Source organism: Thioalkalivibrio sp. AKL17 (genome assembly GCF_000377885.1).
Classification (GTDB): domain Bacteria; phylum Pseudomonadota; class Gammaproteobacteria; order Ectothiorhodospirales; family Ectothiorhodospiraceae; genus Thioalkalivibrio; species Thioalkalivibrio halophilus.
Map to the genome: position 1 here is coordinate 371,718 of NZ_KB898765.1, position 26,063 is coordinate 397,780.

Genomic DNA, 26,063 nt, shown 5'->3' on the forward strand with positions numbered 1-26,063 from the left:
ACGACCTGCCATGCTGACCCCCGACCAGAGCCAGAGCGACGCCCGCATCCTCATCGTGGATGACAACCCGATGAACGTGGAGCTTCTGACCACCATCCTGGAGGACGCCGGCTTTCAGCATGTCCGGGGCGAGACCCGCCCGCAGCAGGCCGTGGAGTCCTGGCGCGAGGACCCGCGCGACCTGATGCTGCTGGACATCCGCATGCCGGGCATGGACGGCCATCAGGTGATGGAGACCCTGAACGCGGAACTGGGCGAAGGCGACTGGCTGCCGGTGATCGTGCTGACCGCGCAGATCGACCCCGACACCCGCCAGCAGGCCCTGGCGGGTGGCGCCCTGGATTTCATCACCAAGCCGTTCGACGCCTCCGAGGTGGTCCAGCGCATCAGCAACCTGCTGCGGGTGCGGGCCCTGCACAACGCCACGCACAACGAGGTGCAGGACCTGTCGCAAAGCCTCCAGAAGCAATCCCTGACCCTGCAGCGCAAGGATCGCGATCTGGAATACCTGGCCCACCACGATCTGGCCACCGACCTGCCCAACCGCGCGGCGCTGCTGGAAACCCTGGAGCAATGGCTGCAGGACCCGGCGATCCCGGTGATCGATCTGGTGATGCTGCGTCTGGGGGGACACGAGCCGCTGGAACGCCTGGAGGGCCACGCGGCCGCCGACCTGATGCTGCGCGAGACGGGCCAGCGCCTGCAGGGATGTCTGGATGCCGCCGTCGGCGGTCGCGCCGGCATGACCGGCGGCATGTGCGGATTGTGGGGCGGGTCCACCTTTCTGCTGCTGGCCGGCAGCGAGCACGGTCTGGCCGACGACACCCTGCAGGCCATGCTGGAGAGCGGCACCCGGACGCTGCGCATCGGCCAGTACGAGGTCCGCCCGGAGATCGTGGCCGGACATGCCCGAACCACGGAAGCCGGCCACGACACCGGCGAACTGATCCGCCGGCTGATGCTCACGCTGTCCAGGGCCGACCGGCGGCAGCTACCCTGGCTCAGCTACGTCCCGGAGCTGGAGCAGGCCGCGCGCCGGCGCCACCGGCTGGAACACGACCTGGCCGACGCCCACAACGGGGATGGTCTGTCCCTTCTCTACCAGCCCAAGATCGACCTGGCCATGGATTCCGTGGTCAGTTTCGAGGCCCTGATGCGCTGGGAACATCCCGAGTTCGGACCGGTCTCGCCCGGCGAGTTCATCCCGGTCGCCGAGACCACCGGCGCGATCGTCAACCTGGGCGAGTGGGCCCTGCAGGAGGCCCTGGCCGCGGCCGCCCGCTGGCGCGCCGCCACCGGCGAGTGCTACCCGGTCGCGGTGAACGTCTCCACGCGCCAGTTCGAGGCCCTGACCGCCCGTGGCCACACCCTGACCCAGGCCGTACGCACGGCGCTGGAGCACACCGGCACCCCGCCCGGCTGCCTCGAGGTCGAGATCACCGAGACCGCGATCATGCACAACCTGGAGGATGCACTGGACGAACTGCACGCCCTGCGCGACCTGGGGGTGTCCATCGCCATCGACGACTTCGGCACCGGCTATTCCTCGCTCGCCTATCTGCGCCGGCTGCCGGTATCCACGGTCAAGGTGGATCGCGCGCTGGTCGACGGCATTGCCAGCGACCCCGGCATGCGCGGCCTGTTCGAGGCAATTCTCGCGGTGAGCCGCGGCTTCGGCCTGCAAACCGTCGCCGAAGGCATCGAGACCGCGGAGGACGCCGCCCTGCTGCACGAACTCGGCTGCCCGGTGGGCCAGGGTTTCCTCTACCATCGCCCCCTGCCGGAGGCCGAGGCCTGCGCCCTGATCACCCCCGCATCAAGCCATCGGGCCAGGCCCTCCGAAGAACGGAGCGAACGCAGCGCCCGGGGCTCCTGACCCGGAGCCGCCTGCCCCGGACCGGGAACTCTCGGCCGCGTCCGTCAGCGCCGCACCTCCAGCCGGTCGACGTTCTGGTAGCCGCGCGGCAGCTGCCGCCCGCGGCGCGTGCGTTCGCTGACGTATTCGCCCCACTCCGCCGGCGCCAGCGCCTTGAAGCGCTTGCCGGCATGCACCACCAGGGTATCGCCCGGTGCCAGGGCCACCACCTCCTGCACCCGCTCCGAGCCGTCCTTGAGCGACGCGGCCGGGATCCCGGCCAGCTTGTTGCCCTTGCCGCGCGCCAGCTCCGGCAGCGCAGCCGCCGGGAACACCAGCAGATAGCCGCGCGTGGTCACCACCGCCAGATGGTCGCTCTCCGGATCCGGCACCGCGACGGGCGGCAGCACCGCCGCCCCGGCCGGCACGGTCAGCACGTTCTTGCCCGCCTTCTGCCGTCCCAGCAGCTCCTCCAGACGGGTGATGAAGCCGTAACCGTGATCGGTGGCCAGAAGCCAGCGGTCCTCGCTGCCGCCGGTGGCCATGCCGACGAAATGCGCCCCCTCCGCCGGGTTCACCCGCCCCGACAGCGGCTCGCCCTGACCGCGCGCCGAAGGCAGGCTGTGCGCCTGCAGGGTATAGGCACGTCCGGTGGAGTCGAGAAACGCCACCGGCTGATTGCTGCGCCCGGCGACCGCGGCGCGGAAGGCATCACCCGCCTTGTAGTTCAGACCGCGGGCGTCCACGTCGTGGCCCTTGGCGGCGCGCACCCAGCCTTTCTCCGAGAGCACGATGGTCAACGGCTCCGCCGGCACCAGCGCGGATTCGTCCAGCGGCCGCGCGGCTTCGCGTTCCACCAGCGGGGATCGCCGCTCGTCACCATAGTCGGCGGCGTCCTTCTCGATCTCCTGGCGCACGCGGGTCCGCAGGCGACGCTCGGACCCCAGGGTCTTCTCCAGCTGGTCGCGTTCCTGCGAGAGCTCGTCCTGCTCGCCGCGGATCTTCATCTCCTCCAGCTTCGCCAGATGCCGCAGCTTGAGTTCCAGGATCGCCTCGGCCTGGGTCTCGCTGAGGCCGAAGCGGCTGACCAGTTCGGGCTTCGGCTCGTCGTATTCGCGGATGATCGCGATCACCTCGTCGATGTTGAGATAGGCGATCAGCAGGCCTTCCAGCACGTGCAGCCGCGCCTGCACCTTCTCCAGGCGCCACTGCAGGCGCCGGCGCACGGTCTCGATGCGAAACTCCAGCCATTCGCGCAGCAATCCGGGCAGATCGCGCACCTGCGGGCGGCCGTCGAGCCCGATCACGTTCATGTTCACGCGGTAGTTCTTCTCGAGGTCGGTGGTGGCGAACAGATGCGCCATCAGCGCCTCGATGTCCACGCGGCTCGAACGCGGGGTGATCACCAGGCGGGTCGGGTGCTCGTGATCGGATTCGTCGCGCAGGTCCTCGATCATCGGCAGCTTCTTCGCCCGGATCTGGCTGGCGATCTGTTCCAGCAGCTTCGCCCCGGACACCTGGTGCGGCAGCGCGGTGACCACGATATCGTCGCCCTCGCGCTCGTAGCGCGCCCGCGCACGCACCGACCCCTGGCCGGTGGCGTAGAGCTTCTGCAGTTCGGCGCGCGAGGTGACGATCTCCGCCTCGGTGGGGAAGTCCGGCCCCGGCAGGTGCTCGCACAGCTCGTCCACCGTGGCCTTCGGGTGTTCCAGCAGGTGCACGCAGGCCGCGGCCACCTCGCGCAGGTTGTGCGGGGGGATGTCGGTGGCCATGCCCACGGCAATCCCGGAGCCGCCATTGAGCAGCACGTTCGGCAGCCGCGCCGGCAGCATCTTCGGCTCCTCCAGCGCGCCGTCGAAGTTCGGCACCCAGTCCACCGTGCCCTGCCCCAGCTCGGAGAGCAGCAACTGGGCGTAGCGCGACAGGCGCGACTCGGTGTAGCGCATCGCGGCGAAGGACTTGGGATCGTCCGGCGAGCCCCAGTTGCCCTGCCCGTCCACGAACGGATAGCGGTAGGAGAACGGCTGCGCCATCAGCACCATCGCCTCGTAGCAGGCGGCATCGCCGTGCGGATGGAACTTGCCGAGCACGTCGCCCACGGTACGCGCCGACTTCTTGTACTTGGCGGTGGCGGACAGCCCCAGTTCGCTCATCGCATAGATGATGCGCCGCTGCACCGGCTTCAGCCCGTCGCCGATATGCGGCAGGGCGCGGTCCAGGATCACGTACATGGAGTAATCCAGGTACGCCTTCTCGGTGAAATCCTTCAGCGGCAGCTGCTCGCCATTGGCGAACGATTCGGGAGTCAGGGAATGGCTCATGCGCGATTCTCGGCCGGGGAGCGAAACGGAGGGCGACAGGGCTGGATTCCCGCGGGCCACCGTGGCGGGCACCGGGGAAAATCTTTAAGCTGCCGCCCGGCCCGCGTACTGTAGCGGGCCTGCGGCGGTTCATCCACAACGCCGCCACGCCACACCGTCACCGGGAGACCTGCTGTGCTCGACAGCGGCTGGGCCGCCAGTGTTTTCGCCGTCGTCTCGCTCGCGATCGCCGTCGCCACCGCCGCGCACGCCCTGCTGCAGCGGCGCGACACCGGCATGCTGATCGCGTGGGTCGGGCTGATCTTCCTGCTGCCGCTGGCCGGCTCCATCCTCTACTGGCTGTTCGGCGTCAACCGCATCCGGCGCCGTGCGCATGCCCTGCGCGAGGGGCACCTGCTGTCCGGGCTGCAGCCGCACGAAGGGGCACGCCCCGCGCCGCCGGCGCGCTGGGAACGCCTGGTACACAGCGGCGACCGCCTGAGCCCGTTCCGCCTGACCGGCGGCAACGCGATGGAACCGCTGTTCGACGGCGACCAGGCCTTCGGCGCGATGCTGGAGGCGATCGATCGCGCGGAACATTCCATCACCCTGGCCACCTACATCTTCGATTACGACACTCAGGGCCAGCGTTTCATCCGGCACCTGCAGGCGGCGCGCGAACGCGGTGTGGCCGTGCGCGTGCTGGTCGACGGCATCGGGGTGCGCTACAGCCGCCGCAACACCCTGCGCCATCTGCGCCGCGCCGGGCTCGTCGCCGCCCCCTTCCTGCCCGTGCACCACATCCCGCGCAGCCTGGCGGTCTTCAACCTGCGCAATCACCGCAAGCTGCTGGTGATCGACGGGTATCGTGGCTTCACCGGCGGCATGAATATCCGCCGCGGGCACAGCCCCAGCGACCCCGGACGTCACCCCATCCAGGATCTGCATTTCGCCGTGCGCGGGCCGGTCTGCCGCCAGCTGCAACGGGTGTTTGCCGAGGACTGGGAATTCACCACCGGCGAACAGCTGAAGGGCGAGACCTGGTTCCCGCCGCTGGACGCCGACGGCGGTGCCCTGCTGTGCCGCGGGCTGCCCGACGGCCCGGACGAGGATTTCGAGGTCCTCAACTTCACCCTGCAGGCGGCGATCGCCGAGGCCCGCGAGCGCATCGTGATCGCCACGCCCTATTTCCTGCCCGACCACGCCCTGGTGGGGGCGCTCAAGGCCGCCGCACTGCGCGGGATCCGCGTGGACATCCTGCTGCCAGAACACAACAATCTGCGGCTGGTGCAATGGGCCAGCCAGCCGGGCCAGGCGGAACTGCTGGAACGCGGCTGCCGCCTGTGGCTGACCCCGCCGCCGTTCAACCATTCCAAGATCATGCTGGTGGACGGCGAGTGGGTGCTGGCCGGCTCCGCCAACTGGGACCCGCGCAGCCTGCGCCTGAACTTCGAGTTCAACCTGGAATGCTACGACCCGGGGCTGGGCGGACGCCTGACGCAGTGGGCCGACGAGCTGCTGGAAGACTCGCGCGAACTCACGCTTACCGAGGTCTACCGCCGCCCGCTGCCGATACGCCTGCGCGACGGCGCCGCCCGGCTGCTCACACCCTACCTCTGATCCGACAGCACCAGTTCCTGGCCGGAACCGTTCTTGGCGACGTACATGGCGTGGTCCGCCTGCTGCAGCAGCTCCTCGGCCCGTTCGCCGTCGTCGGGATAGATCGCCGCCCCCAGACTCAAACCCACGCGTACCGCCTCCTGATTGATCTCCAACGGCTCGGCGAAACGCTGGTGCAGCTTGCGTCCCACGGCGCGCACGTCCTCGGGTCCGCCCACGGCCTCCAGCAGCAGGACGAACTCGTCGCCCCCCACGCGGGCGACCACGTCACTCTCGCGCACCCCGCTGCGCAGGCGCGCGGCCACGGTCACCAGCACCACGTCACCGGCATCGTGACCCAGACGGTCGTTGACCGGCTTGAAGCCGTCCAGGTCGCAGACCAGCAGCGCCAGACGGGTGCCGTTGCGCCGCGCCCGGCTCAGCGCCTGACGCAGGTGCTCCTGCAGCAGGCTGCGGTTCGGCAGTCCGGTCAGCGAATCATGATGGGCCTGATGCCACAGGCGTTGTTCGGATTGCTTGTCGCGAGTGATGTCCCGCACCATGCCCAGCACCCGCTGCGGGCGCCCGTCAGCATCACGCGATATCTCGCCCTCCACCCGCACGTGCCGCAGCCCGCCGTCGGGCAGCACGACCCGGTGCTCCAGGTGATAATGGCTGCCCTCGGCCAGCGCGGCGTTGATGCCCTGGCGCACCCGGACCCGGTCGTCCGGATGGATGGCGTGCATGTAGGCCTCGAAACCGGCCGTGTCCCGTTCGGGATCCAGACCGAACAGCTCGAACACATTGGTCGACCAGTTGAGCTGCTCGCCGCGGATGCCCCAGTCCCAGTACCCCACACCGGCGATGCGCTGGGCCTCTTCCAGACGCGCGGAGGCATCCTCAAGCTCGGCGGTACGCCGTGCCACCGCGGCCTCCAGCCCGGCCTGGGTCTCGCGCAGGCGCGCTTCGGCCCGGCGGCGCTGCACCAGCTCCTCCTGCAGCGCCGAATGATCCTGGCGGATGCGCCGGCGCACCTGAAAACCGATGCCGGCGATCAGCAGCATGGCCACGCCCGAGGCCATCACCATGACCTGCTGGGTATCCTCGTGCTGGCGCACCATCGCGCGAATGTCCGCCGCGTTCTGCTGTTCCAGGGCCGCGAGAAGGCGCTCGATCTGCTCCAGGGTGCGCTCCTGCGCCGGCATGATGCGGGAATACAGGGTCGGCAACGCCTCCTGACGGCCGCCGGCAAGGGCCAGGTCGATCATCTCGCTCATCAGCGGCGCCCCCACCGCGGTCATCTCGCGCAGTTCCGCCAGCAGACGCGCATGGCGGGGATCGTCGATCGTCCGATCCACCTCGTCGCGCGCCTCGATGAAGCGGCGGGCGAGATCACGGAATTCCTGGCGGTACTGGTCCTGCATGGCGGGGTCATCGGTGCTGAGGACCAGCGTCGCGCGCAGCGTCCGCTCGCGCACCAGCGCGCGCATGCGGTGGACACTGTCCACCCGCTGCACGTATTCCGCGGCCAGAGACTGGACCTCCTGCTGCAGCTGCTGCACGCGCAACCAGCTGACCACCGCCACCGCCGCCACCAGCAGCAGGACCAGCAGAAAGGCCCCGGTCAGATGCGAAGTCCGCCCGGGGAGCCGACCGGGGGCCGGCCCGCGGCTCACGTCCCGCCCCGCTGGATCCATGGCTTGACCGACATCCCGCTCCCCCTGTCGAATCGCCTGCCGTGCAGGTGCAACCTCGAGAGTGCCGCGATATGACCGAACAGACAAGCAGCGGGGGATCGTCTGCCCCCGGAGACAACGCAGAGATCCGGCGTCTGGAGCAGGTGTACGCCGCGGCGCACTACCGCGTGCAGCTGCCGCCGGGCCCTACCGGCAGCCTGCATACCGCCGCCACGACCCTCGACCTGCGCATTGGCGAGCCCCACGCGGAACTGGCGCGCCAGCTGAGCGCACGGGGCCATGCACGGATCACGCTGATCACCGCACACAACCCCTTCAGTCGGCCGTCCGGTGCGACGGAGAACGCCCGGCGCCAGGAACAGCTGCGGGCCACGATCACCAGCGCGGGACGGCCCGCCTGGCCGGCCACCAGCGGCGATCCGGACGGAGAATGGCCGGAAGAACCCGGCTTCGGCATCCCCGACCTCCCGCCGGCGATCCGTGACCACTGGCTGGAAAAATTCGAGCAGAACGCAGTGGTGGAGTGCGAACCGCCGCGGGCGCCGGAACTCGTCTGGCACCCGCGCCTGCGCTCCGGGCCGGGCCCCTGAACGCGCTTTACAGCGGCAGCCGGCCGCCGGAGCCCACGGCCACGGTGACCAGGCCCAGCACGGTATTGATCGCCACGAACAGGCGGATCTGGCCGATGCGGCGCAGGCCTTCTGCAACGTCCCCGGCCTCGGCGGCCTGCTTCAGGCGACGATACGGGGCAAAGAAGATGTGCGCGAAGATCAGCATCATGATGATGCCCAGCAGCAGCATGGTGTGCACGCTGGGATGCACCCCGCCCATGCCCCCGAGTACACCGAAGATCAGGTAGAAGCCCGTCACCAGAACCACCGCGATGGAGGCCCACACCCAGGGGAAGAACCGCCCCAGCACCGCCGGCCACAGGCGCAGACGCGCGGCGTCATCCAGCTCCGCGTTGGCCGCCGGGCGCAGGATGGCCCAGGCGAAGAACATGCCGCCCACCCAGATCACCACGGCCAGGACGTGGAGCACGTTCGCCAGTGCGTATCCCGTCATTATCGTCTCCTTTCGTTGCATTGCGTGAATGGGCGGCAGTGTAGCCGCTCGCGCCGGGCAGTGCCGAACCGCCACCCGCACTGGTCGCTCTTGCACCCGCGCGGCACACAGCGAAGGATGGACTCATGGCAAGCGACATACTTCAGGCCACCCTGCAACTCGCGCTCGCCGCCGCGCCCTGGCTGCTGGCGGGGCTGGCGGTCGCCGGCCTGGTGCGCGCCCTGTTGCCTCAGGAACGCCTGCAGGCCTGGCTGGGGGGATCCTCGGTGGGGGCCACGGCGCGCGGGGCGGTGGCCGGGGCGCCCTTGCCCCTGTGTTCCTGCGGCGCCATCCCGGCCGCGCTGGCGCTGCACCGTGGCGGCGCCGGACGCGGCCCCGCCACGGCCTTCCTGATCGGCAGCCCCGGCATCGGGATCGAGTCGCTGGCGATCAGCTACGTCCTGCTGGGACCGCTGATGGCCGTGGTCCGGGGGCTCGGCGCGGTGGTCACCGCGCTGGCCACCGGTCTGCTGGTCGGGGCGGGAAGCCTCGCCCGCCAGTCGCCGCCCGACCCCGGCCCGGACAATGTCGGCGGCGACGCCTGCGGCAGCAGCTGCGGGAATGGCTGCGAAGACGCCTGCGACACGGAGGCCGCGCCGCCCGGCGCCGGCCCCGGTCGGCTGGCCGAACTGCGCGGCGGCCTGGCCTACGCCTTTGGCGACATCCTCGACGACATCCGCCTGTGGCTGGTGCTCGGACTGCTGGTGGCGGGCGTGCTGCTGGCCACCGTACCGCCGGATGCGCTGGCCGCGTACGGCAGCGGGCCGGCCGTCATGCTCCTGATGGCGCTGGTGGGCATCCCCATGTATCTGTGTGCAACGGCGGCCACGCCCATCGCCGCCGGCCTGCTGGTGGCCGGCGTTTCGCCCGGGACCGTGCTGGTGTTCCTGCTGGCCGCGCCGATCACCAGCATGGCGACCCTGGGCGTCTATCGTCGGGAGATGGGCAATGCCGCGCTGGTTCGCTACCTCGTCGGGATCGTGGTATCGACCGTCGCCCTGGGGCTGCTGCTGGATCTGGCCCTGGCGTACACCGGATTCGATCCGCTGACCGGGGTCGAGGCCGCCACCGAATGGCTGCCCCACTGGCTGGAATGGGCGGCGCTGATCGCCCTGACCGTGGCCGCCATCCACCCGCTGCGTGGCCTGCAACGCCTGCGCGCAGTGTTTCCTTGACCCGGAGGTTGCCATGTCCACCCGCTCCATCGGCCTCGACGACGAACTCCACCCGTATCTGCTCGACGCCTCGCTGCGCGAATCGCCGCTGCTGGCGGAACTGCGTGCGCAGACCTCAGCCCTGCCCGAGGCGCGCATGCAGATCGCCCCGGAACAGGGGCAGTTCATGGCCCTGCTCGCCCGGCTGACGGGTGCCCGGCGCTACCTGGAGATCGGCACCTTCACCGGCTACAGCAGCCTGGTCATCGCCGAGGCCCTGCCGGCCGACGGCCGGATCGTGACCTGTGATCTCAGCCGCGAATGGACCGACATCGCCGGCCGCTACTGGCGCCGCGCCGGCGTCGAGGACCGCATCGACCTGCGCCTCGGACCGGCCGCGGACACCCTGCAGGCCCTGCGCGAAGAAGATCCCGCGGTCGAGCCCTTCGACCTGGCCTTCATCGACGCCGACAAGACCGGCTACCGCGAATACTACGAACACTGCCTCGCCCTGCTGGCGCCCGGGGGCCTGGTGATGATCGACAACACCCTGTGGCACGGCACCGTGGCCGACCGCAGCGATCAACGCGAGGACACGGTAGCGATCCGCGAATTCAACCGGTTCGTTCACCGGGACGAGCGGGTGGATCTGTCGCTGGTGCCGATCGGCGACGGCCTGACGCTGGCGCGCAAACGGGCCGCGTGACCCGCTGCACGACGCGCCTTGTCCCGGAAAATCGGGGATGCCAGCGCGAGCGTGCACATTGAACGGCGTTTCTCTAAACTTGAACCATGCACGGTTTTCCATCCCCGTTCCCGCCCCCGCCATGAGCCTGCGCAGCCGCTTCCTGGTGCTCGCCGGCGCCCTGCTCCTGGTCGGGCTGGTCGGCGTCTGGTTCGCCTTCGAGCGCATTGCCGAAGGCATCATCGAGCAGTGGGGGAAGCACGTCGCGGAGATCCAGGTGCGCTACGACAGCGCCCGCCTGCAGCAGCCGCTGGAACGCGAGATCGCCCTGTCGCACCAGCTGGCCGACTCCACCGCCATCCTCCGGTTCGCCCGTGAACCCGACAACCCCGACAGGGAGGCGGCCGCCATCGAGGAGATGGAGAGCTTTCGCGGCAATTTCCGCGACGAAAACTACTTCGTGGCCCTGCGCGAAAACGGCGCCTACTACCACAACAACGCCGACGACGAATTCGCCGACGACCCGCTGCGCTATCACCTGGACCCCGACGACCCCGATGATGCCTGGTTCTTCCGCCTGATCGAGGAGGAACGCGACTTCCATCTCAACGTCAATCCGGACACCGAGCTGGGGGTCACCAAGCTGTGGATCGACGTGCTGATCCGCGACCGCGACGGCTCCATCCTGGGCATGACCGGGACCGGCCTGGAACTGGACGGCATCCTGCGCGACATCGTCGACATCGAGCAGCCGGGGATCACCACGGTGTTCGCCGACTTCAGCGGCGCCATCCAGCTCTACCGCGATCCGGAGTTCATCGAATTCGCCAGCCTGGTGCAGCCGGAGGGCCAGAAAAGCACGGTGGAACGCCTGGTCGACCGGCCCCGCGACCACCAGCGCATCCGCTCCATGATGGACGAACTGCGGGATCTGTCCGACCCGGAAGGCGAGGTGCGCACCGACTTCGTCCAGATCGACGGGCAGCGCCAGCTGGCGGGCATCGCCCGATTGCCGACTCTCGACTGGTACGAAATCACCCTGCTGGATCTCGACGAGGTGATGCCGGTACGACATTTCACGCCGGTGCTGGTGGTCTTCGGCTTCACCCTGGCCCTGGTCCTGGTCCTGCTGCACATGGCCCTGCAGCGCCTGATTTTCCGCCCGGTGGCCGCGCTGGAACAGGCGATGGCACGCATCCAGTCCGGCGACCTGCGCCCGGTGGAACTGCCCGAGGCGCGCGGCGAGATCGGCCGCCTGATGCGGCACTACCAGAGCATGGCGGAGGCCATCCGCAACCAGACCCGCAACCTCGAGACCAAGGTCCGCGAGCGCACCGAGGCACTGCACGAAATGGCCCGCAAGGATCCGCTGACCGGACTGGTGAACCGGCGGGGCATGGACGAGCTGCTGGATGACCATGCCCAGCGCGCGCGGCATTCCGGCGAGCCGTTCGGGGTCATCTATCTGGACCTGGACCACTTCAAGCCGCTCAACGACACCCACGGGCATGCCGAAGGCGATACCACCCTGACCCGGGTCGCCGAACGGCTGCGCGAATTTCTCGGCCCCGACGACCGGGTGGCGCGCTGGGGCGGCGACGAATTCCTGGTCCTGCTGCATCCCTGCGACCCGGAACGCCTGTCCGCCATGGGTCAGGCCCTCATCGAGGCCGCCGCCGGAGTGGAAACCCCCGAGGACACGCCCGTGACCTTCAGCGCCGGGGGCCACCTCGCGCAGCCCGGAGAACCCGTCGACGAGACCCTCGAACGCGCCGACCACGCCCTGTATTCGGCCAAGGAATCCGGACGCAACCGCTTCGACGTGCTCTGAGTCAGGGTTTGCGCGGGGGACGCGTGTACCAGAACCAGCTCAGACGCCGCGAACGCAGGCTCCAGGGCAACAGCAGCACCTGCAGCACCACCAGGACATGGCGGGCCGGATGGAACCAGTCCTCTTTGCGCCCGGAGGTCAGCACCGGCGTCTGCAGGATCTCGAAGCGCTGACCCTGCGCGCGTCCCCGGCGTTTCAGTGCCCGTGACAGGAACACCTCCTCGCCCGCATAGACCGCCTCGCTGAAACCGCCCGCGGCCGCGAACGCCTCGCGGGTGCAGAATACGTAGCAACCCGCGGCCAGCCCCAGGCGCGCGGAGAGGGCGTTCCATGCAGCCGCGCCCCAGCGATAAATGCGATGGTCGAGATGATCAAAGGCGACCCGGGCGCCACCGCCGCACACCGTTCCGCTGTCGAGCGCGTCCAGCGTGGCCTGCAGCAGTTCGGCATCGGGCCAGGTGTCGGCATCGACGAACAGCAGGTACTGCCCGCGAGCCGCCCCGGCACCCGCATTGCGCGCCCGGCTGATCCTGCGCTCCGGCTCGTACACCACCCGGCAGCCCGCGCGCTGCGCGATCTCCGGGGTGGCATCCGTGGAGGCATTGTCGACCACGATGATCTCGCTGGCCCGTTCGACACCGGCCAGCGCCCCCTGGACCGCGGCCAGGGTCCGCGGCAGCCATTCCGCCTCGTTCCACGCGGGGATGATCACGGACAGGCCCGGAGCACCGCGGACAAAAGCGTCGAAATTCACGGATTCACCTCCTGGTCGGCCGTCGCGCACGGAACTGGGGAAACTACACCGGGCCGCACTCGTCTACCATGGTGGACAAATCGAGGCATCCGGAGACTCCTCATGACCCGCAATCCAGCCACCCGACTGTTACTCCTGGCCGTGCTCGGGCTCCTGCTGGCGCTGCCACCGGCCACCTGGGCGGAATCCGGCGACGGGACCACCGCCGCCGCAACCACCAGCGAGTCGATGAAGAGCCTGCGCGAGGACTGGCAGCAGCGCCGCGAGCAGCTGCAGCGCGATGCCGAAGAAGGCGACGAGACCGCACGCGAACGCACCCGGGATACCCTGGACGCGATGGATGACACCCTGCAGCGCCTGCACCGGGAGGCCAGCGAGACCTGGGACGATCTCGCCGACGCCACGCGCGAAAACCGCGAACGGGCCTTGCAGGCCCTGGACGACGAACGCGATGCCCTGGCCGCCTGGTACGACGACATGGAGCTGCGCAGCGGGCGCGCCGGCGGGTCGATCCGCGAAGGCTCGCGCAAGGCCTGGGAAGGCGTGCGGGACGGCTCGCGCGAGGCCTGGGGCGGCGTCCGCGAAGGTTCCCGCGAGGCCTGGGATGGCGTGCGCGACGGGTCGCGGGACGCCTGGGGCCGCATCCGCGACGGCTCGCGCGACGCCTGGGACGGGGTCCGTGATGCCTTCGGCGGGGACGACGCGCCGGACGAAGGAGAAGCCGAATGACCGCGACCCTGCGAACGTCCCCGCTTCTCGCCCTGGCCCTGGCCCTGCTGGTGACCGGCTGTGACGGCGGCTTCTGGTCCGGCGAGCCGGAACACCGCGAACGCACCGACAACCCGGAGATCCTCGCGCGCGGCGAGCACCTCTACCAGCAGTACTGCGCGGCCTGCCATGGCGAGGACCGCGAGGGGGCGGAGAACTGGCACCAGCCGGACGAAGACGGCAACTGGCCCCCGCCGCCGCTCGACGGTTCGGCCCACACCTGGCACCACCCCTGGTGGCAGCTCAAGGACATGATCCGTTACGGCGGCCAGGCCCGTGGCGGCACCATGCCCTCGTTCGAGGAACAGATCGACGAAGAAGACGCCGAGGCCATCATCTACTGGCTGCAGTCGCACTGGCCCGACGAGGTCTACGAGGCCTGGCTGGACTACGACCGCAACACCCCCACGCCCGCAGACTGGGAAGAGGCCACCGGCCGCGAGTGGGTCACCCACACCGACTGATACCGGGCGGGGCGGGAACTGACCGGACCCGACCGGCGCGGTCAGTTCCCGGCCCAGCCCATGCGCCGGAACACCAGCTTCTCGCCCTCCACGATCAGGAACACCGCCAGCCCGAACAGCAGGATGCGCGTCCAGTCCCCGGCATCGATCGCAGTGGTGCCGAACAGGGTGTGCATCACCGGCACGTAGGTGAACGCCAGCTGCAGCACGACCAGCACCCCGATGGCGATCCACATCGCCCGCGAGCGGAACAGCTCGCCACCCGCCAGCACCGGCTGATGGATCAGGCGCAGGTTCAGCAGGTAGAAGGCCTGACCGGCCACCAGGGTGTTGATGGCCACGGTGCGGGCGAGGTCATCGGCCACCCCCAGCACCTCCTCCATGTACACGAAGTGGCCGAAGGTCCCGAGCCACAGCAGGATCGCCACGAACGGGATGCGCCACAGCAGAAACCCCGACAGCAGCGGGGTGTCCGGCGCACGCGGCGGACGGCCCATCACCCCCGGCTCGGTGCGCTCGAAGGCCAGCGCCATCGCCAGGGTCACCGAGGTCACCATGTTGACCCACAGCACCTGCACCGGGGTCAGCGGCAGGGCCAGGCCCATCAGGATCGCCATCATGATGGTCAGTGACTGCCCGGCATTGGTGGGCAGCATGTGCAGGATGGCCTTGCGGATATTGTCGTAGACCGTACGGCCCTCTTCCACCGCATGCGCGATGGAGGCGAAGTTATCGTCCGCCAGCACCATCTCGGAGGCCTCCTTGGCCGCCTCGGTCCCCTTGTGCCCCATGGCCACCCCGACATCCGCGCGCTTGAGCGCGGGGGCGTCGTTCACCCCGTCCCCGGTCATGGACACGATACGGCCGTTGCCCTGCAGCGCCCTGACCAGCCGCAGCTTGTGCTCCGGCGTGGTGCGTGCGAACACGTCGGTATCCTCCACCGCGCGCGCCAGTTCGGCGTCATCCATGGCTTCCAGCTGCTGGCCGGTCAGCGTGCCGCCCTCGCCGCGCAGGCCCAGCTGCTCGCCGATCGCCCGCGCGGTGGCCGCGTGGTCGCCGGTGATCATCTTGACCCGGATCCCGGCCCGCTGGCACTCGGCCACCGCGGCGATCGCCTCGTCGCGGGGCGGATCGATGATCCCCACCAGCGCCAGCAGGATGAATCCACCCTGCTCCACGTCACCATAGGTCAGCTCGCGCTGCTCGGCGGTGGTCTCGCGCCGGGCGATGGCCAGCAGGCGCTGACCGCGTGCCGCGATCGCGTCCATCGCCGCATGCCATTCATCCGCCCGCAGCGGCTCGCGACCGTCGGCGGTGGCCTGGTGCTCGCACAGCTCCAGCACCCGTTCCGGGGCCCCTTTCAGATAGATGCGCCCGTGGCCGTCGTGGTCGTGATGCAGGGTCGCCATGTAACGGTGATCCGATTCGAACGGGATCACGTCGGTTCGCGGCAGGCACTCGTGCTCGTGGCGTGTGCTCAGGCCGGCCTTGAACGCCGCTGTCACCAGCGCCCCCTCGGTGGGGTCGCCCTGCATCACCCACTGGCCGTCCTTTTCGAAAACCTCTGCGTCGTTGCACAGCAATCCCGCACGCAGGACCTCTTCCAGACACGGGGCATCGGCCGGCTCCACCTCCACCCCGTCACGCGTGAAATCGCCGTGCGGCGCATAACCGACCCCGCTGACCCCGTATTCGCCAGCACCGGTCATCAGCGCCTGCACGGTCATCTCGTTGCGGGTCAGGGTCCCGGTCTTGTCGGAACAGATCGCCGACACCGAACCCAGCGTCTCGACCGCCGGCAGCTTGCGGATGATCGCGTTGCGCCGGGCCATCTTCTGCACCCCGATGGCCAGGGCGATGGTCAGGATCGCCGGCAGGCCCTCGGGGATGGTGGACACCGCCAGGCTGGCGGCCGCCAGGAACATCTCGTCCAGCGGGTAATCGCGCACCCAGAAGCCGAAGGCAAAGGTCGCCGCCGAGATCACGATGATGACGCCGGCCAGCCAGCGGCCGAACTGCGCCACCTGGCGCACCAGCGGGGTCTCGAGGCTCTCCACCTCGCCCAGCATGGTGGAGATGCGCCCGATCTCGGTATCGCCGCCGGTGGCCACCACCACCCCGGTACCCCGGCCGAAGGACACCAGCGTGCCGGAGAACGCCATGCCGCGCCGATCGCCCAGATCGGCGCCTTCGTCGACCGCGGCCGTATCCTTCTCGACCGCCACCGACTCCCCGGTCAGCACCGCTTCCTCGACCTGCAGGTTGCGGGCTTCGAACAGCCGCACGTCGGCCGGCACGCGATCCCCGGCCTGGAGATAGACGATATCCCCCGGCACCAGGGTATCCGCGGGAACCTCCCGGCGTTCGCCATCGCGCAAGGCCACCGCCTGCGGCGAGAGCATTCTGCGGATCGCGTCCAGCGCCTTTTCCGCCTTGCCCTCCTGGACGAAGCCGATCAGCGTGTTGATCAGCACCACCGCCAGGATCACCCCGGTGTCCACCCAGTGGCCCAGCAGGGCGGTCCCGATGGCCGCCAGCACCAGGATGTAGATCAGAATGTTGTGGAAATGACGCAGGAAACGCCGCAGCACCCCGGCCTTTTCCGGCGGCTTGAGCGCGTTGGGGCCGAAACGCTCCAGCCGTTCACGGGCCTCGTCGCCGTTCAGCCCCTCGCGTGCGGCGTCGTGGCGCCGCAGGGCCTCGTCGGCTTCCAGTGCATGCCACGGAGTATTGGCACCGGTATCGTCCCCCGAGCCGCCGGGCGTGTCAGGGGTGTCAGGGGCATCGGGACGGGATTCATCCATGGGCGGGCTTCATCCGGGTGGTTGGTGCGTCATGGTTCAATCCTGTCGGAGTTCGGCGCCGGCCACAAGCCCGCCGATTCCGTGACAGAACGCACAAAAAAGGCCGCCCCGGTCGCCCGGGACGGCCCTTTTTCTCAGTGAAGGCCCTGCCGGTTCAGAAATTGAAACCGACCTTGGCCATCACGCGCATGTTGTCCATGTCCTCGCGCGAGCCGGCGAAGCGATCGCTCTCGGTGATCTGGTAGCGCGCTTCCATGCCGACGAACAGGGTGTCGTCCACGTCGTACTGCACCGAGCCGCCGAACTGCCCGGCCCACAGACCGTTGCGGTCACCGTCCAGCTTGGTGTTCACATAGCCCAGCCCGGGCCCGAAGCCCATGGTCACGCTGTCGGCAACTTCAAACTCCCAGTGGGTGTTCAGTTCGGTGCTGGTCATCCGCAGCGGGCCGTCGTCGAACTCGGTCACGCTCAGACGATGGCGCAGCACGCCGTTGTCCGGCTGGAACAGCAGGCAGTCGGCGCCGATTTCCAGACCATAGGCCGGGTCATCTCGCAGATCGGAGTCGGTGGTCCAGAGGCCACCCCCCATCACCGCAAAGCTCGGGTTGAGCCCCATCCCGTCGGCGCTGGCGGTGCCGACCGCCAGGAGCGGAGCGGCGGCCATTGCGAACATCATCCTGCGTACCTGCATGTCGAACTCCCGGAAAAGCTTGTGTTTCACGGTAGTTTAACGCTGACACCCGATCCGTAAAACTGCCCGGGGCAGGTGCTGGTGCCCCGCAAGCCTGCCGGAGGCGGTACCGATCGACCGCACCGGCGGGAGCGGAAGGAATTTCCCGCGACCCCATGTCATCTACTCAGGCTGAGGCCCATGTGCAGACCGGAGCCCCGCGACACGGATCCCGGATCTGGCCGGGAACCCTCATCGTCTGTAACACTCGAAAGCAGCGTCCGGAATACACAGTAAAGAACACCGGACGTTGTCAGCGAAGAACATTCACAAGCCTACGCAAGTACGGAGGTTTTCCATGTCCGACAAGCACAACGCCAATCGCCGTGCCTTCCTGCGCCGCGCATCCGCCGCGGTGGCCGCCATTCCGGTGGTGAGCCTGATGGGCACGCAGTCCGTCCACGCCGCGGACGAGAAGGCCGAAGACGGTCACGCCCACGACTACGTCAACGACGCGGCCGATGCCGCGGATCACCCGCAGTTCCAGGAAGGCGCGCGCTGCGACAACTGCGCCTTCTGGAACGCCAACGCGGATGCCCCGGACGGCTGGGGCGGCTGCTTCCACCAGGACTTCCAGAACGTCCTGGTCAACGAAGCCGGCTGGTGCGACGCGCACGTGATGAGCTGATTCACGGGCACGTCCCGACCCCGCCGGTCACGCATCGGCGGGGTCTTCCCTCACGATCTCCGCGTCCTCCGACGCTCCGCCGGCATCGCGATAAACCACCCGCCGGTCGGTGATCTCGAATTCCCCCTCGGCGTGCCGCACGTCGCCCGCCAGCATGCGTTCGTCCAGACGTTCGAACAGGCGCTGCAGCGCCAGCGCAATCGCCTCCCGGGCCCGCACGTCCAGACCGTATCCTTCCCAGTTCGCGCGCGCGCTCGCCAGACGCGCGTACCCGGCCTGCACGAAACCCGCAACCAGCAGTGCCCGCAGGGCCCCCTGCCCCGCCCACTGCGCCAGCCCGCGCAGATGTTCCGGATCGGGGCGCGTATCCGTGCCGGGCCGCAGGGCTTGCGGCAACAGGGCCGGCCAGTCGTCCGCGACCGGACGCCCGGGCAGCAGGTCCTCGTCGATCATCTGACGATAGTCCTCCACCGGATCCGAGCCCGTGCGCAGCGCCAGCTGCATCAGCGCCCCCGCCTCGTCGAGGTAACCGGACAGCGCGAAGCCGCACAGATGGTGATCCACGATGTCATGCACGAAGACCGAGGTGGGGATGCGTTCGCCGGTGAACGGCGTCGCGGCAATCACATCCTCGCCCAGTCCGGGAAGGGCCAGCTTCCAGCCGCGCGCGCCGAAGCCATCCTCCCATGTCCTGCGATACCGCACTGGCACATGCACCGGCGACGTGGCCGATCCACCGGAGGTACCCGGGGCCCCGTCATCCGAAACGCCGCCCTCAAGGCCTTTCGCTTCGTTCGTTGGATCTCCCATTGGATTCCCTCCCCTTGCGTTTACCGATCGGTCAACTAGACTGTAGATCATGACGACCGGAGACCAAAGCCGACAGGCCCTGATGGATGCCACCCGCGGTCTCGTGCTCACCCGCAGCTACGGTTCGGTGGGCATCGCCGGCATCTGCGAGCGCGCCGGCGTGCGGCGGGGCAGCCTGTATCACTTCTTCCCGGGCAAGGAGGATCTGGTCATCGCCACGCTGGAGGCGCTGTATACCGAGTTCACAGCGGAAGTCCTGGAGCCCGCCCTGCGCGGCCCCGGTGGACTGCGCGAGCGGGTCACCGCCTTCGTCGGCGCGATCCACGCATTCCAGGCCCGCATGCAGGCCGCGGAGGGCCGCCTGCCGGGCTGCCCGTTCGGCAGCCTGGCGGTGGAAACCGGCACGCAGAGCCCACGCCTGCGGGCAGCCATGCAGGGCCATCTGGACGCGATCCGCGCGCAATTCCGCGCGGCCCTCGACGCGGCCGTGGCGCACGGCGAACTGGACGCACGCACCGACACCGCCCGCCTCGCCGATCACTGGCTCGCGCTGATGGAGGGCATCCTGCTGATGGCACGGGCGGAACAGGACGCGGACACCATCCTGCGTCTGGCCCCGGCGCTGCAGGACCTGCTGCTCACCACCCATCCCGACGGAGACGCGCCATGACGACCGAATCCGATTTCCCCCTGCATGACCGCGCATCGGCCCCCGCGGCGGCCGCCAGTTTCGACCGCGCCGAGGCCACCTTCGGCATGGTCCCCAACCTGATCCGCAAGATGGCCACCGTCCCGGCCCTGGCCGCGGCCTATCTCGATCTCAACGAACTCCTGCAGCAGACCTCGCTGAGCGGCGAGGAACAGGCCGTGCTGCTGCTCACCGTCAGCCGTTTCCACGCCTGTGATTACTGCATGGCCGCCCACAGCATGACCGGCCGCATGGCCGGCGTCGCCGATTCGGTGGTGGACGCCCTGCGCGAGGACCGGCCGCTGGAGGACCCCGCGCTGGAGGCCCTGCGCGGGTTTGCCCGGGCCATGCTGGAACACCGCGGCTGGGTCGACGAGACGGCCAAGCAGGCCTTTCTGGAGGCCGGCCACACACCGCAGAAAATGCTGGAGGTCATCCTCGCCATCGGCCTCAAGACCCTGTCCAACTACACCAACCACATCGCCGCCACACCGGTGGACGAACCGATGCAGGGCGAACGCTGGACGGCCCCGGCCGGCGGCTGAGGCAGAGCGCAGTCCGAATGAACCGGGAAATGCGTCCACGCGTGCTGCTGCTGTCGGCCTATCGTGCCGACAGCCATGCCGCGTGGGCGGACGCCCTGGTGACCGCCTTTCCCGGGATCGACTGGCAGCGCTTCGAGCTGCCCGGGCGCCATTTCCGCTGGCGCATCCGCGGCAACCCGATCTCCTGGCTGGATGCGCTGGAAGGCGTGCGGGCCGACGCGATCGTTGCCACCTCGATGGTGGATCTGGCCACGCTGCGGGGCCTGCACCCGCCGCTGGCGGGCCTGCCCGCGCTGTACTACTTCCACGAAAACCAGTTCGCCTACCCGGTCGGCGAGCATCAGGTGCGCTCCATCGAGCCGCAGATAGTGCAGGTCTACGGCGCGCTGTCGGCCGGGCGCATCGCATTCAACTCCGCATTCAATCGCGACTCCTTCCTCGACGGCCTGCGAGCCCTGTTGCGGCGCATGCCCGACGCAGTCCCGCCCGGCGTCCCGGAGCGCCTGGCCGAGCGGGCGCGCGTACTCCCGGTCCCGGTCGCGCCGCCGCGGCGACCCGACGGGGGCACACCCGAACGTGACCCGGGGCTGATCCTGTGGAACCACCGCTGGGAATACGACAAGCGCCCGGAACTCTTCGCCGAGGCGCTGGAAAGACTGGCCGCGCGCGGGCGGGATTTTCGCCTGGCCCTGCTGGGTCCGCGCCCGGAACCGCCCCCCGACGCCCTGCAACGAATACGGCAGCGTTTCGGTGCATGCATCGTCGCCGACGGGCGCGTGCCACGGGAGGAATACGACGCCCTGCTGCGGCGCGCGGGCATCGTGGTCAGCAGCACCGCACACGAATTCCAGGGACTGTCGATGCTGGAGGCCAGCGCCGCCGGCGCCCGCCCGCTGGTCCCGGACGCCCTTTGCTACCCCGAACAGTACCCCTGCGAGTACCGCTATCCGACCGGCGACTCCGAGGCCCTGGCCGCGCGACTGGACGGCTGGCTCACCGACGGCCTGCCGCCACCGGTGGACGTCTCGGCGCTGGAAACCACCGCGCTGCTGCCGGCCTGGGCGCGGGCCCTGGAGGAGCTGACCGGGCGCGTGCTCAGTCCAGCGCCACCCGCGGCCCGGTGAGCGGCGCCGATTCGTCCTCGACGAACACCGGCCGGATCACGTCGCGGTAATTGCGGATGCGCTGGACGTAGTACACCGGCTGGTAGCCACGCGCATAGCCGTAACGCAGGTTGCTGTAGTAACGCTCCTCGGTCAGCAGCGGCAGCACCTCGCGCATGTCCGCCCAGCGGTCGGGATCGCGGCCCAGCTCGCGCGCCAGACGCCGCGCGTCCAGCAGATGCCCGCGGCCAATGTTGTAACTGGCCAGCGCGAGATAGGTGCGGTCCGGTTCCGGGATGTCCTCATCCAGGCGCTCGTGCATCTGACGCAGGTAACGCGCCCCGCCGCGAATGCTCTGCTCCGGATCCAGGCGATCCTCGATGCCCAGCTCCTGCGCGGTGCGCTGCGTGAGCATCATCAGGCCGCGCACCCCGGTGGGACTGCGGGCTTCCGGATCCCAGTGCGACTCCTGGTAGGCCAGCGCGGCCAGCAAGTCGGCGGGCAGTTCGTGCTCGTCCGCGGCCTCCTCGAACACCGGGCGGAAATCCGGCAGCCGCTGGTCGATGCGCCGGGTCAGCGCGCGCAGGTCGACGAAATCGAATTCGGGTACATAGGCGTAGTACAGCTCGTCCACCCGGGCGCGGGCCTGCGCCCCTTCGTCGGTGTCCATCCAGGCGCTCGCCTGTGCGGCCAGGCCCTCGAAATCGGGGTGCAGGTACCAGCCGATCGCGCGGACGTCACTCAGGTCGAAGGCCACTTCCAGATGCGGGAACATCCGCCGGTTGAGTTCGGCGATATGCGAATCCGCCACGGTGCAGTCCAGCCGGCCCTCTTCCACGGCCGCCAGCAGCCGCTCGGTACCCTCGGGTTCGGCACGGTAGGGCACGGGCTCCTCCAGCGCCTGCAGCGTTTCCACGTAGGCACTGCTGGCGCTCACCGCCAACTCCAGCCCGTCCAGGTCGGCGGCCGTCTGCGGCTGCGGGCGCTGGTCGCGATGACAGACGACCTGCTCGGTCACCTCGGTGTGCTGCGGCCCGCGGAGGAAATCAGCATCGCGCGACTCGAGGTGCGTGAGCCCGGCCGCGGCCATGTGGACCTCTCCCGAGGCGAGGGCCCGCAGCACGGCATCGACCGAATCCACCACCTGCCACTCGACGTCCCAGCCGCGGGCGTCGGCGAACGCCTCCACCAGATCGTGTTCGGGGCCCGCGGTCTCGGTATGGCGGTCGTAGAACCAGGCGGTGGGTGCGTTGCGGGTGACCACCACCAGTTCGCCCGCTTCCTCCGGATGCGCCAGCGCGGACGCCTCCACCCCGGGCACCTCGGACTGCCCTTCACCGGGGCTGCAGGCCATCAATATGGCCGCGCCGGCGGCCACCAGGCCCGACCGAAACCAGTGACGTGCGTGCTGCGAATGGTTGAGCAAGAACGATGACATGAGATCCCTCCCGATTGGCTGTCTCCTGACAACCCACTATCCTGAATGGTCATTACCACCTTCGAGCACTGAGACCCCGTTCACAACCAACCCCGGTGAGATCAGGGTTGGGATGCGAAATGGGGGAACGCAACGCATGATCCATGATGCAGGATCCGTCGTTCGCCCGGGAGCTTCATGGAATACGCCGCACTGCTGGACATCTTCGGCATCATCCTGCTGGTCGCCGGCGCCATCACTGCGCTGGTCGCCGTGCAGGATGCCTTCACCCGGCGCGAACGGGCACGCCCGGTGATCGGCCGCTTCACCGCCCGCACCCTGGGGCTGGCCGGTGGCGGCGCGGCGGCCGCCGGCATCGGGCTCGCCCTGCTGCTGATTTAAGGAAACACTGATCAATGTACACGCTCGCGTTGGCACCCCGGGTTTTCCGAGACAAGGCGCGGTACGCAGCCGGTAGTGGTTCTACCGGCAAGGGCCGCAACGCAGGATCGGGGAACCCGGGGTGCCAACCCCCACAAGTTATTGAATGCAGGGGCTCGACCGCTTTTGCGCGCGCACGGCGTTGCGGCTCCCTTGTGCAGAATGACTGCACGGCGGTCGCCGCGCCTTGTTCCCACGCAAAAGCGACTCGAGCGCGAGCGTGTACATTGATCAGTGTTTCCTTAAGCCGGCCCTTGTGTCCGGCCGGCGGCCTCGCTACCTTCGGCTGCCAGTCGGATCGCGAGAATCCGTGTCACGGGTGTGAAGGGGGGAACCATGCCTGTTCGAGCGCGCCATCTCGCGGCCGCGGCCATCGCCGCGCCGCTCGGTCTGGCCCCGGCCACCGTGCTGGCCGCCGGCTTCTACCTGCAGGAACAGGGGGTGACCGGCCTGGGCCGGGCCTATGCCGGCGAGGCCGCCATCGCCTCCGACGCCAGCACCATCTATTTCAACCCCGCCGGCATGACCCGCCTGGAAAGCGCCGAGGTGCAGGCCGGTGCGCATCTGCTGTTCCCGCGCTCCAGCACCCGCAACGACGGCTCGAGCTTCACGAATGCCAACGGCCAGACGCTCCCCGTGGAAGGCAGCGAGGGCGACAACCCCTACGACCCCACCCCGCTGCCCAATTTCTACTGGGCCGAGCCACAGTCGGATCGCGTATGGCTGGGCTTCGGCCTGGGCACCCATTTCGGACTGAAGGGCGAGTATGACGACGATTTCTTCGCCCGCTACGACTCGCTGGAGACCGACCTGCGGGTGCTCAATCTGCAGCCCAGCATCGCCGTGCAGGTCAGCGATCGGGTCTCCGTCGGCGGCGGCATCGACCTGCAGTACGCCGATGCCACGCTGCGTGCGGCCATCCCGGACCCGATTGGTCCGGACCCGGCACTCGACGGCGAATACCGCCTGGAAGGGGACAGCTGGGACGTGGGGTACAACCTCGGCGTGCTGATCGACCTCGCGGACACCACTCGCCTCGGGTTGCACTATCGCAGCGGGGTGACCCACACGCTCAAGGGCACGGCGCGCGTCGCCATGCCGGAGAACGGCCCGCCGCTGACCGGGCCGGTGGTGGCCACCGGCGAGGCCGACCTCAAGCTCCCGGACATCGCCAGCGCCGCGCTCAGCCATCGCTTCAACGAACGCTGGACCGGGCTGCTGCAGTACACCTGGTTCAACTGGTCGAATTTCGACGAGATCGCGGTGGAGTCCAACCACCCGCTGGCCGAACAGGAGCTGGAGCAGGACTATCGCAACAGCTACGCGCTGGCGATCGGGGCCGAATACGAGCTCAACCCGGCCTGGACCCTGCGCGGCGGCATCCAGTACGACCGCACCCCCACCCGCGACAGCCATCGCTCGACCCGAACCCCGGACGGCGACCGCACCTGGCTGTCGCTGGGGGCCTCCTGGCATCCGTCGGAACGACTGAGCGTCGACCTCGGTTACTCCTACGTCCACGTGTCGAGCGAGGACATCGAACTGACCCGCGAATTCGACACCGGCACGGTGGAATACAGCGGCAGCACCCGCGGGCGGGTGAACATCCTGTCGGCAGGGCTGCGCTACCGCTACTGACCCCGTGCGGGCCCGGTGGGCCCGGTGGACTCGGTGGTCACGTCGCAGGCCTGTTCCAGCGCACGCCGGTCGGCCTCCGCGAGCCGCTCGCGCCCCGCATTCTCGGCACCCAGACTGGCGTGCATCACCGCGGCCGGATCCGCGACGTGGCCGATGCCCAGCGCATGCCCCAGCTCGTGCGCCAGCACCAGCGTCAGCTGCTCGCGATCGGTAGCCTGATAGACGGTGATCGAACGCCCTTCGCCGGAGCGCTCGTACAATCCCACGTTGAATCCGCTCGCCTCGCGCGAGCGTTCGTTATGGCCGTCCGCACGTGCATTGTAGTCCGCGATCGCCGCGTCCAGCTCCGCTCGGCGGTCCTCCAGTTCATCACGGCGTTCGCCCAGCCGCTCGGCCCGGCGGTTCAGCTCGCGCCGCTGGCGCTCGATGGCCTCCGCTTCGCGCTCCAGCCGCGCACGACGCGCCTCGGTGCGGCGCCCTTCTCCGGCATTCCATGAGGCCACGTCGCGCTGGTGGGCCGCCTGACGTTCCACCAGCTCCTGTCGGTTTTCGTCATGGCGCCGGATATCCGCCTCCAGCGCGGAACGTGCGTGATCCAGACGCTCGCGCCGGCGCTCGATCTCCGCATACAGCTCCTCCAGGCCCGTCCGGGCCTGATCCCGCCGCAGGGCCGCAGCCTGACGCTCGTCGAACACCAGCCGCACCGCAACCCCCTTACCCTCTTCCTCACGGAACAGCTCCGCGTCAGTGGTCTCCTCCCACATCCCCCGGGCATCGCGCAGGGCCGCGCGCACCTCGCGCTCCGACAGTCCGAACTCGGCGTCGACCCGGTCGAGGTGAAAGCTCACCGGCAGCCGGCATCCCGGAGCGACCGGATGCTCCGCGAGGGTGGTGACCGGATTCCCCGGTTGCTCCGCCCCCTCCTCCACCAGTTCGCGCCACCCCCCGATCGCGACCAGCACCACGACCAGAGGCAACCACCAGCGTCCCGTCATTGCGTGCTCCTCTTCCCCTGCAAATGCAGAGTTGCCACACCTCCGGCCCCCAT

General features: G+C 69.1%; 23 protein-coding genes. 14 read left to right on the plus strand and 9 right to left on the minus strand.

The window, feature by feature from the left end; translation table 11 throughout:
- Positions 1-10: 10 nt before the first annotated feature.
- A complete protein-coding gene (locus D577_RS0104990; RefSeq protein WP_018946452.1) occupies positions 11-1,876 on the plus strand; it encodes a bifunctional diguanylate cyclase/phosphodiesterase in 1,866 nt (621 codons plus the stop codon).
- A 44-nt stretch (positions 1,877-1,920) separates the two neighbouring features.
- On the opposite strand, the gene parC is transcribed toward D577_RS0104990, so the two are convergent.
- On the minus strand, positions 1,921-4,176 hold the full coding sequence (gene parC, locus D577_RS0104995; protein WP_018946453.1) for a DNA topoisomerase IV subunit A: 2,256 nt from the start codon (positions 4,174-4,176) through the stop codon (positions 1,921-1,923).
- Positions 4,177-4,350: 174 nt separating this feature from the next.
- Between parC and cls the strand changes: the two genes are divergently transcribed.
- Positions 4,351-5,775 carry a cardiolipin synthase gene (gene cls, locus D577_RS0105000; RefSeq protein ID WP_018946454.1) on the plus strand — a complete coding sequence of 475 codons (1,425 nt, stop codon included), beginning with the start codon at positions 4,351-4,353 and terminating at the stop codon, positions 5,773-5,775.
- On the opposite strand, the gene D577_RS0105005 is transcribed toward cls, so the two are convergent.
- The gene (locus D577_RS0105005; protein ID WP_018946455.1) at positions 5,766-7,451 is read right to left on the minus strand and encodes a diguanylate cyclase domain-containing protein; all 1,686 of its coding nucleotides are present in this window, start codon (positions 7,449-7,451) and stop codon (positions 5,766-5,768) included. The genes cls and D577_RS0105005 overlap by 10 nt on opposite strands.
- A gap of 143 nt (positions 7,452-7,594) precedes the next feature.
- Between D577_RS0105005 and D577_RS0105010 the strand changes: the two genes are divergently transcribed.
- Positions 7,595-8,041, plus strand: a complete 447-nt coding sequence (locus D577_RS0105010; protein ID WP_024328540.1) for a DUF3293 domain-containing protein — start codon at positions 7,595-7,597, stop codon at positions 8,039-8,041.
- Between the two features lie 7 nt (positions 8,042-8,048).
- On the opposite strand, the gene D577_RS0105015 is transcribed toward D577_RS0105010, so the two are convergent.
- Entirely contained in the window at positions 8,049-8,516 is a 468-nt protein-coding gene (locus D577_RS0105015) for a CopD family protein (protein ID WP_018946457.1), read from the minus strand.
- 125 nt (positions 8,517-8,641) lie between these two features.
- On the opposite strand from D577_RS0105015, the gene D577_RS0105020 reads away from it, so the two are divergent.
- The 3 genes from D577_RS0105020 (at position 8,642) to D577_RS0105030 (ending at position 12,225) form a co-directional block, all read left to right on the plus strand.
- Positions 8,642-9,730 carry an SO_0444 family Cu/Zn efflux transporter gene (locus D577_RS0105020; RefSeq protein ID WP_018946458.1) on the plus strand — a complete coding sequence of 363 codons (1,089 nt, stop codon included), beginning with the start codon at positions 8,642-8,644 and terminating at the stop codon, positions 9,728-9,730.
- A gap of 13 nt (positions 9,731-9,743) precedes the next feature.
- Positions 9,744-10,415 (plus strand): O-methyltransferase, encoded by a 672-nt coding sequence (locus D577_RS0105025; protein ID WP_018946459.1) that lies wholly within the window; start codon positions 9,744-9,746, stop codon positions 10,413-10,415.
- 121 nt (positions 10,416-10,536) lie between these two features.
- Positions 10,537-12,225, plus strand: a complete 1,689-nt coding sequence (locus D577_RS0105030; protein WP_018946460.1) for a sensor domain-containing diguanylate cyclase — start codon at positions 10,537-10,539, stop codon at positions 12,223-12,225.
- A gap of 1 nt (position 12,226) precedes the next feature.
- On the opposite strand, the gene D577_RS0105035 is transcribed toward D577_RS0105030, so the two are convergent.
- Complete coding sequence (locus tag D577_RS0105035) at positions 12,227-12,979, minus strand: glycosyltransferase (RefSeq protein WP_018946461.1); 753 nt, start codon at positions 12,977-12,979, stop codon at positions 12,227-12,229.
- A 102-nt stretch (positions 12,980-13,081) separates the two neighbouring features.
- Here D577_RS0105035 and D577_RS0105040 point away from each other — a divergent pair, with 102 nt between their 5' ends.
- Entirely contained in the window at positions 13,082-13,708 is a 627-nt protein-coding gene (locus D577_RS0105040; protein ID WP_018946462.1) for a hypothetical protein, read from the plus strand.
- On the plus strand, positions 13,705-14,211 hold the full coding sequence (locus tag D577_RS0105045; RefSeq protein WP_018946463.1) for a cytochrome c: 507 nt from the start codon (positions 13,705-13,707) through the stop codon (positions 14,209-14,211). Before D577_RS0105040 ends, D577_RS0105045 begins: the two co-directional genes overlap by 4 nt.
- A gap of 41 nt (positions 14,212-14,252) precedes the next feature.
- Here D577_RS0105045 and D577_RS0105050 read toward each other — a convergent pair whose 3' ends face one another.
- Together D577_RS0105050 and D577_RS0105055 are read right to left on the minus strand one after the other, a co-directional pair.
- Positions 14,253-17,015, minus strand: a complete 2,763-nt coding sequence (locus D577_RS0105050) for a cation-transporting P-type ATPase (RefSeq protein ID WP_018946464.1) — start codon at positions 17,013-17,015, stop codon at positions 14,253-14,255.
- Positions 17,016-17,169: 154 nt separating this feature from the next.
- Entirely contained in the window at positions 17,170-17,706 is a 537-nt protein-coding gene (locus D577_RS0105055) for an outer membrane beta-barrel protein (RefSeq protein WP_019589264.1), read from the minus strand.
- A gap of 337 nt (positions 17,707-18,043) precedes the next feature.
- On the opposite strand from D577_RS0105055, the gene D577_RS0105060 reads away from it, so the two are divergent.
- Positions 18,044-18,373 (plus strand): high-potential iron-sulfur protein, encoded by a 330-nt coding sequence (locus tag D577_RS0105060; protein WP_018946465.1) that lies wholly within the window; start codon positions 18,044-18,046, stop codon positions 18,371-18,373.
- A gap of 27 nt (positions 18,374-18,400) precedes the next feature.
- Here the strand turns inward: D577_RS0105060 and D577_RS0105065 are convergent, their stop codons facing one another.
- Positions 18,401-19,183 carry a hypothetical protein gene (locus D577_RS0105065; RefSeq protein WP_024328532.1) on the minus strand — a complete coding sequence of 261 codons (783 nt, stop codon included), beginning with the start codon at positions 19,181-19,183 and terminating at the stop codon, positions 18,401-18,403.
- A gap of 82 nt (positions 19,184-19,265) precedes the next feature.
- On the opposite strand from D577_RS0105065, the gene D577_RS0105070 reads away from it, so the two are divergent.
- From D577_RS0105070 to D577_RS0105080, 3 genes are read left to right on the plus strand one after another with little or no spacing between them, the layout of a single operon-like run.
- Positions 19,266-19,853, plus strand: coding sequence for a TetR/AcrR family transcriptional regulator (locus D577_RS0105070; RefSeq protein WP_018946467.1), 588 nt, complete (start codon positions 19,266-19,268; stop codon positions 19,851-19,853).
- Complete coding sequence (locus D577_RS0105075; protein WP_018946468.1) at positions 19,850-20,416, plus strand: carboxymuconolactone decarboxylase family protein; 567 nt, start codon at positions 19,850-19,852, stop codon at positions 20,414-20,416. Before D577_RS0105070 ends, D577_RS0105075 begins: the two co-directional genes overlap by 4 nt.
- 17 nt (positions 20,417-20,433) lie before the next feature.
- The gene (locus D577_RS0105080) at positions 20,434-21,540 is read left to right on the plus strand and encodes a DUF3524 domain-containing protein (protein ID WP_038036002.1); all 1,107 of its coding nucleotides are present in this window, start codon (positions 20,434-20,436) and stop codon (positions 21,538-21,540) included.
- On the opposite strand, the gene mltF is transcribed toward D577_RS0105080, so the two are convergent.
- Positions 21,512-22,957, minus strand: a complete 1,446-nt coding sequence (mltF, locus tag D577_RS0105085; protein WP_018946470.1) for a membrane-bound lytic murein transglycosylase MltF — start codon at positions 22,955-22,957, stop codon at positions 21,512-21,514. The two genes, D577_RS0105080 and mltF, sit on opposite strands and share 29 nt — an antisense overlap.
- A gap of 177 nt (positions 22,958-23,134) precedes the next feature.
- Here mltF and D577_RS0105090 point away from each other — a divergent pair, with 177 nt between their 5' ends.
- Together D577_RS0105090 and D577_RS0105095 are read left to right on the plus strand one after the other, a co-directional pair.
- Positions 23,135-23,338 (plus strand): DUF3185 family protein, encoded by a 204-nt coding sequence (locus D577_RS0105090; protein WP_018946471.1) that lies wholly within the window; start codon positions 23,135-23,137, stop codon positions 23,336-23,338.
- A 375-nt stretch (positions 23,339-23,713) separates the two neighbouring features.
- The gene (locus D577_RS0105095) at positions 23,714-25,015 is read left to right on the plus strand and encodes an OmpP1/FadL family transporter (protein WP_018946472.1); all 1,302 of its coding nucleotides are present in this window, start codon (positions 23,714-23,716) and stop codon (positions 25,013-25,015) included.
- Here D577_RS0105095 and D577_RS0105100 read toward each other — a convergent pair.
- Positions 25,009-26,010, minus strand: a complete 1,002-nt coding sequence (locus D577_RS0105100; RefSeq protein ID WP_018946473.1) for a matrixin family metalloprotease — start codon at positions 26,008-26,010, stop codon at positions 25,009-25,011. The genes D577_RS0105095 and D577_RS0105100 overlap by 7 nt on opposite strands.
- Between the last annotated feature and the right edge of the window lie 53 nt (positions 26,011-26,063).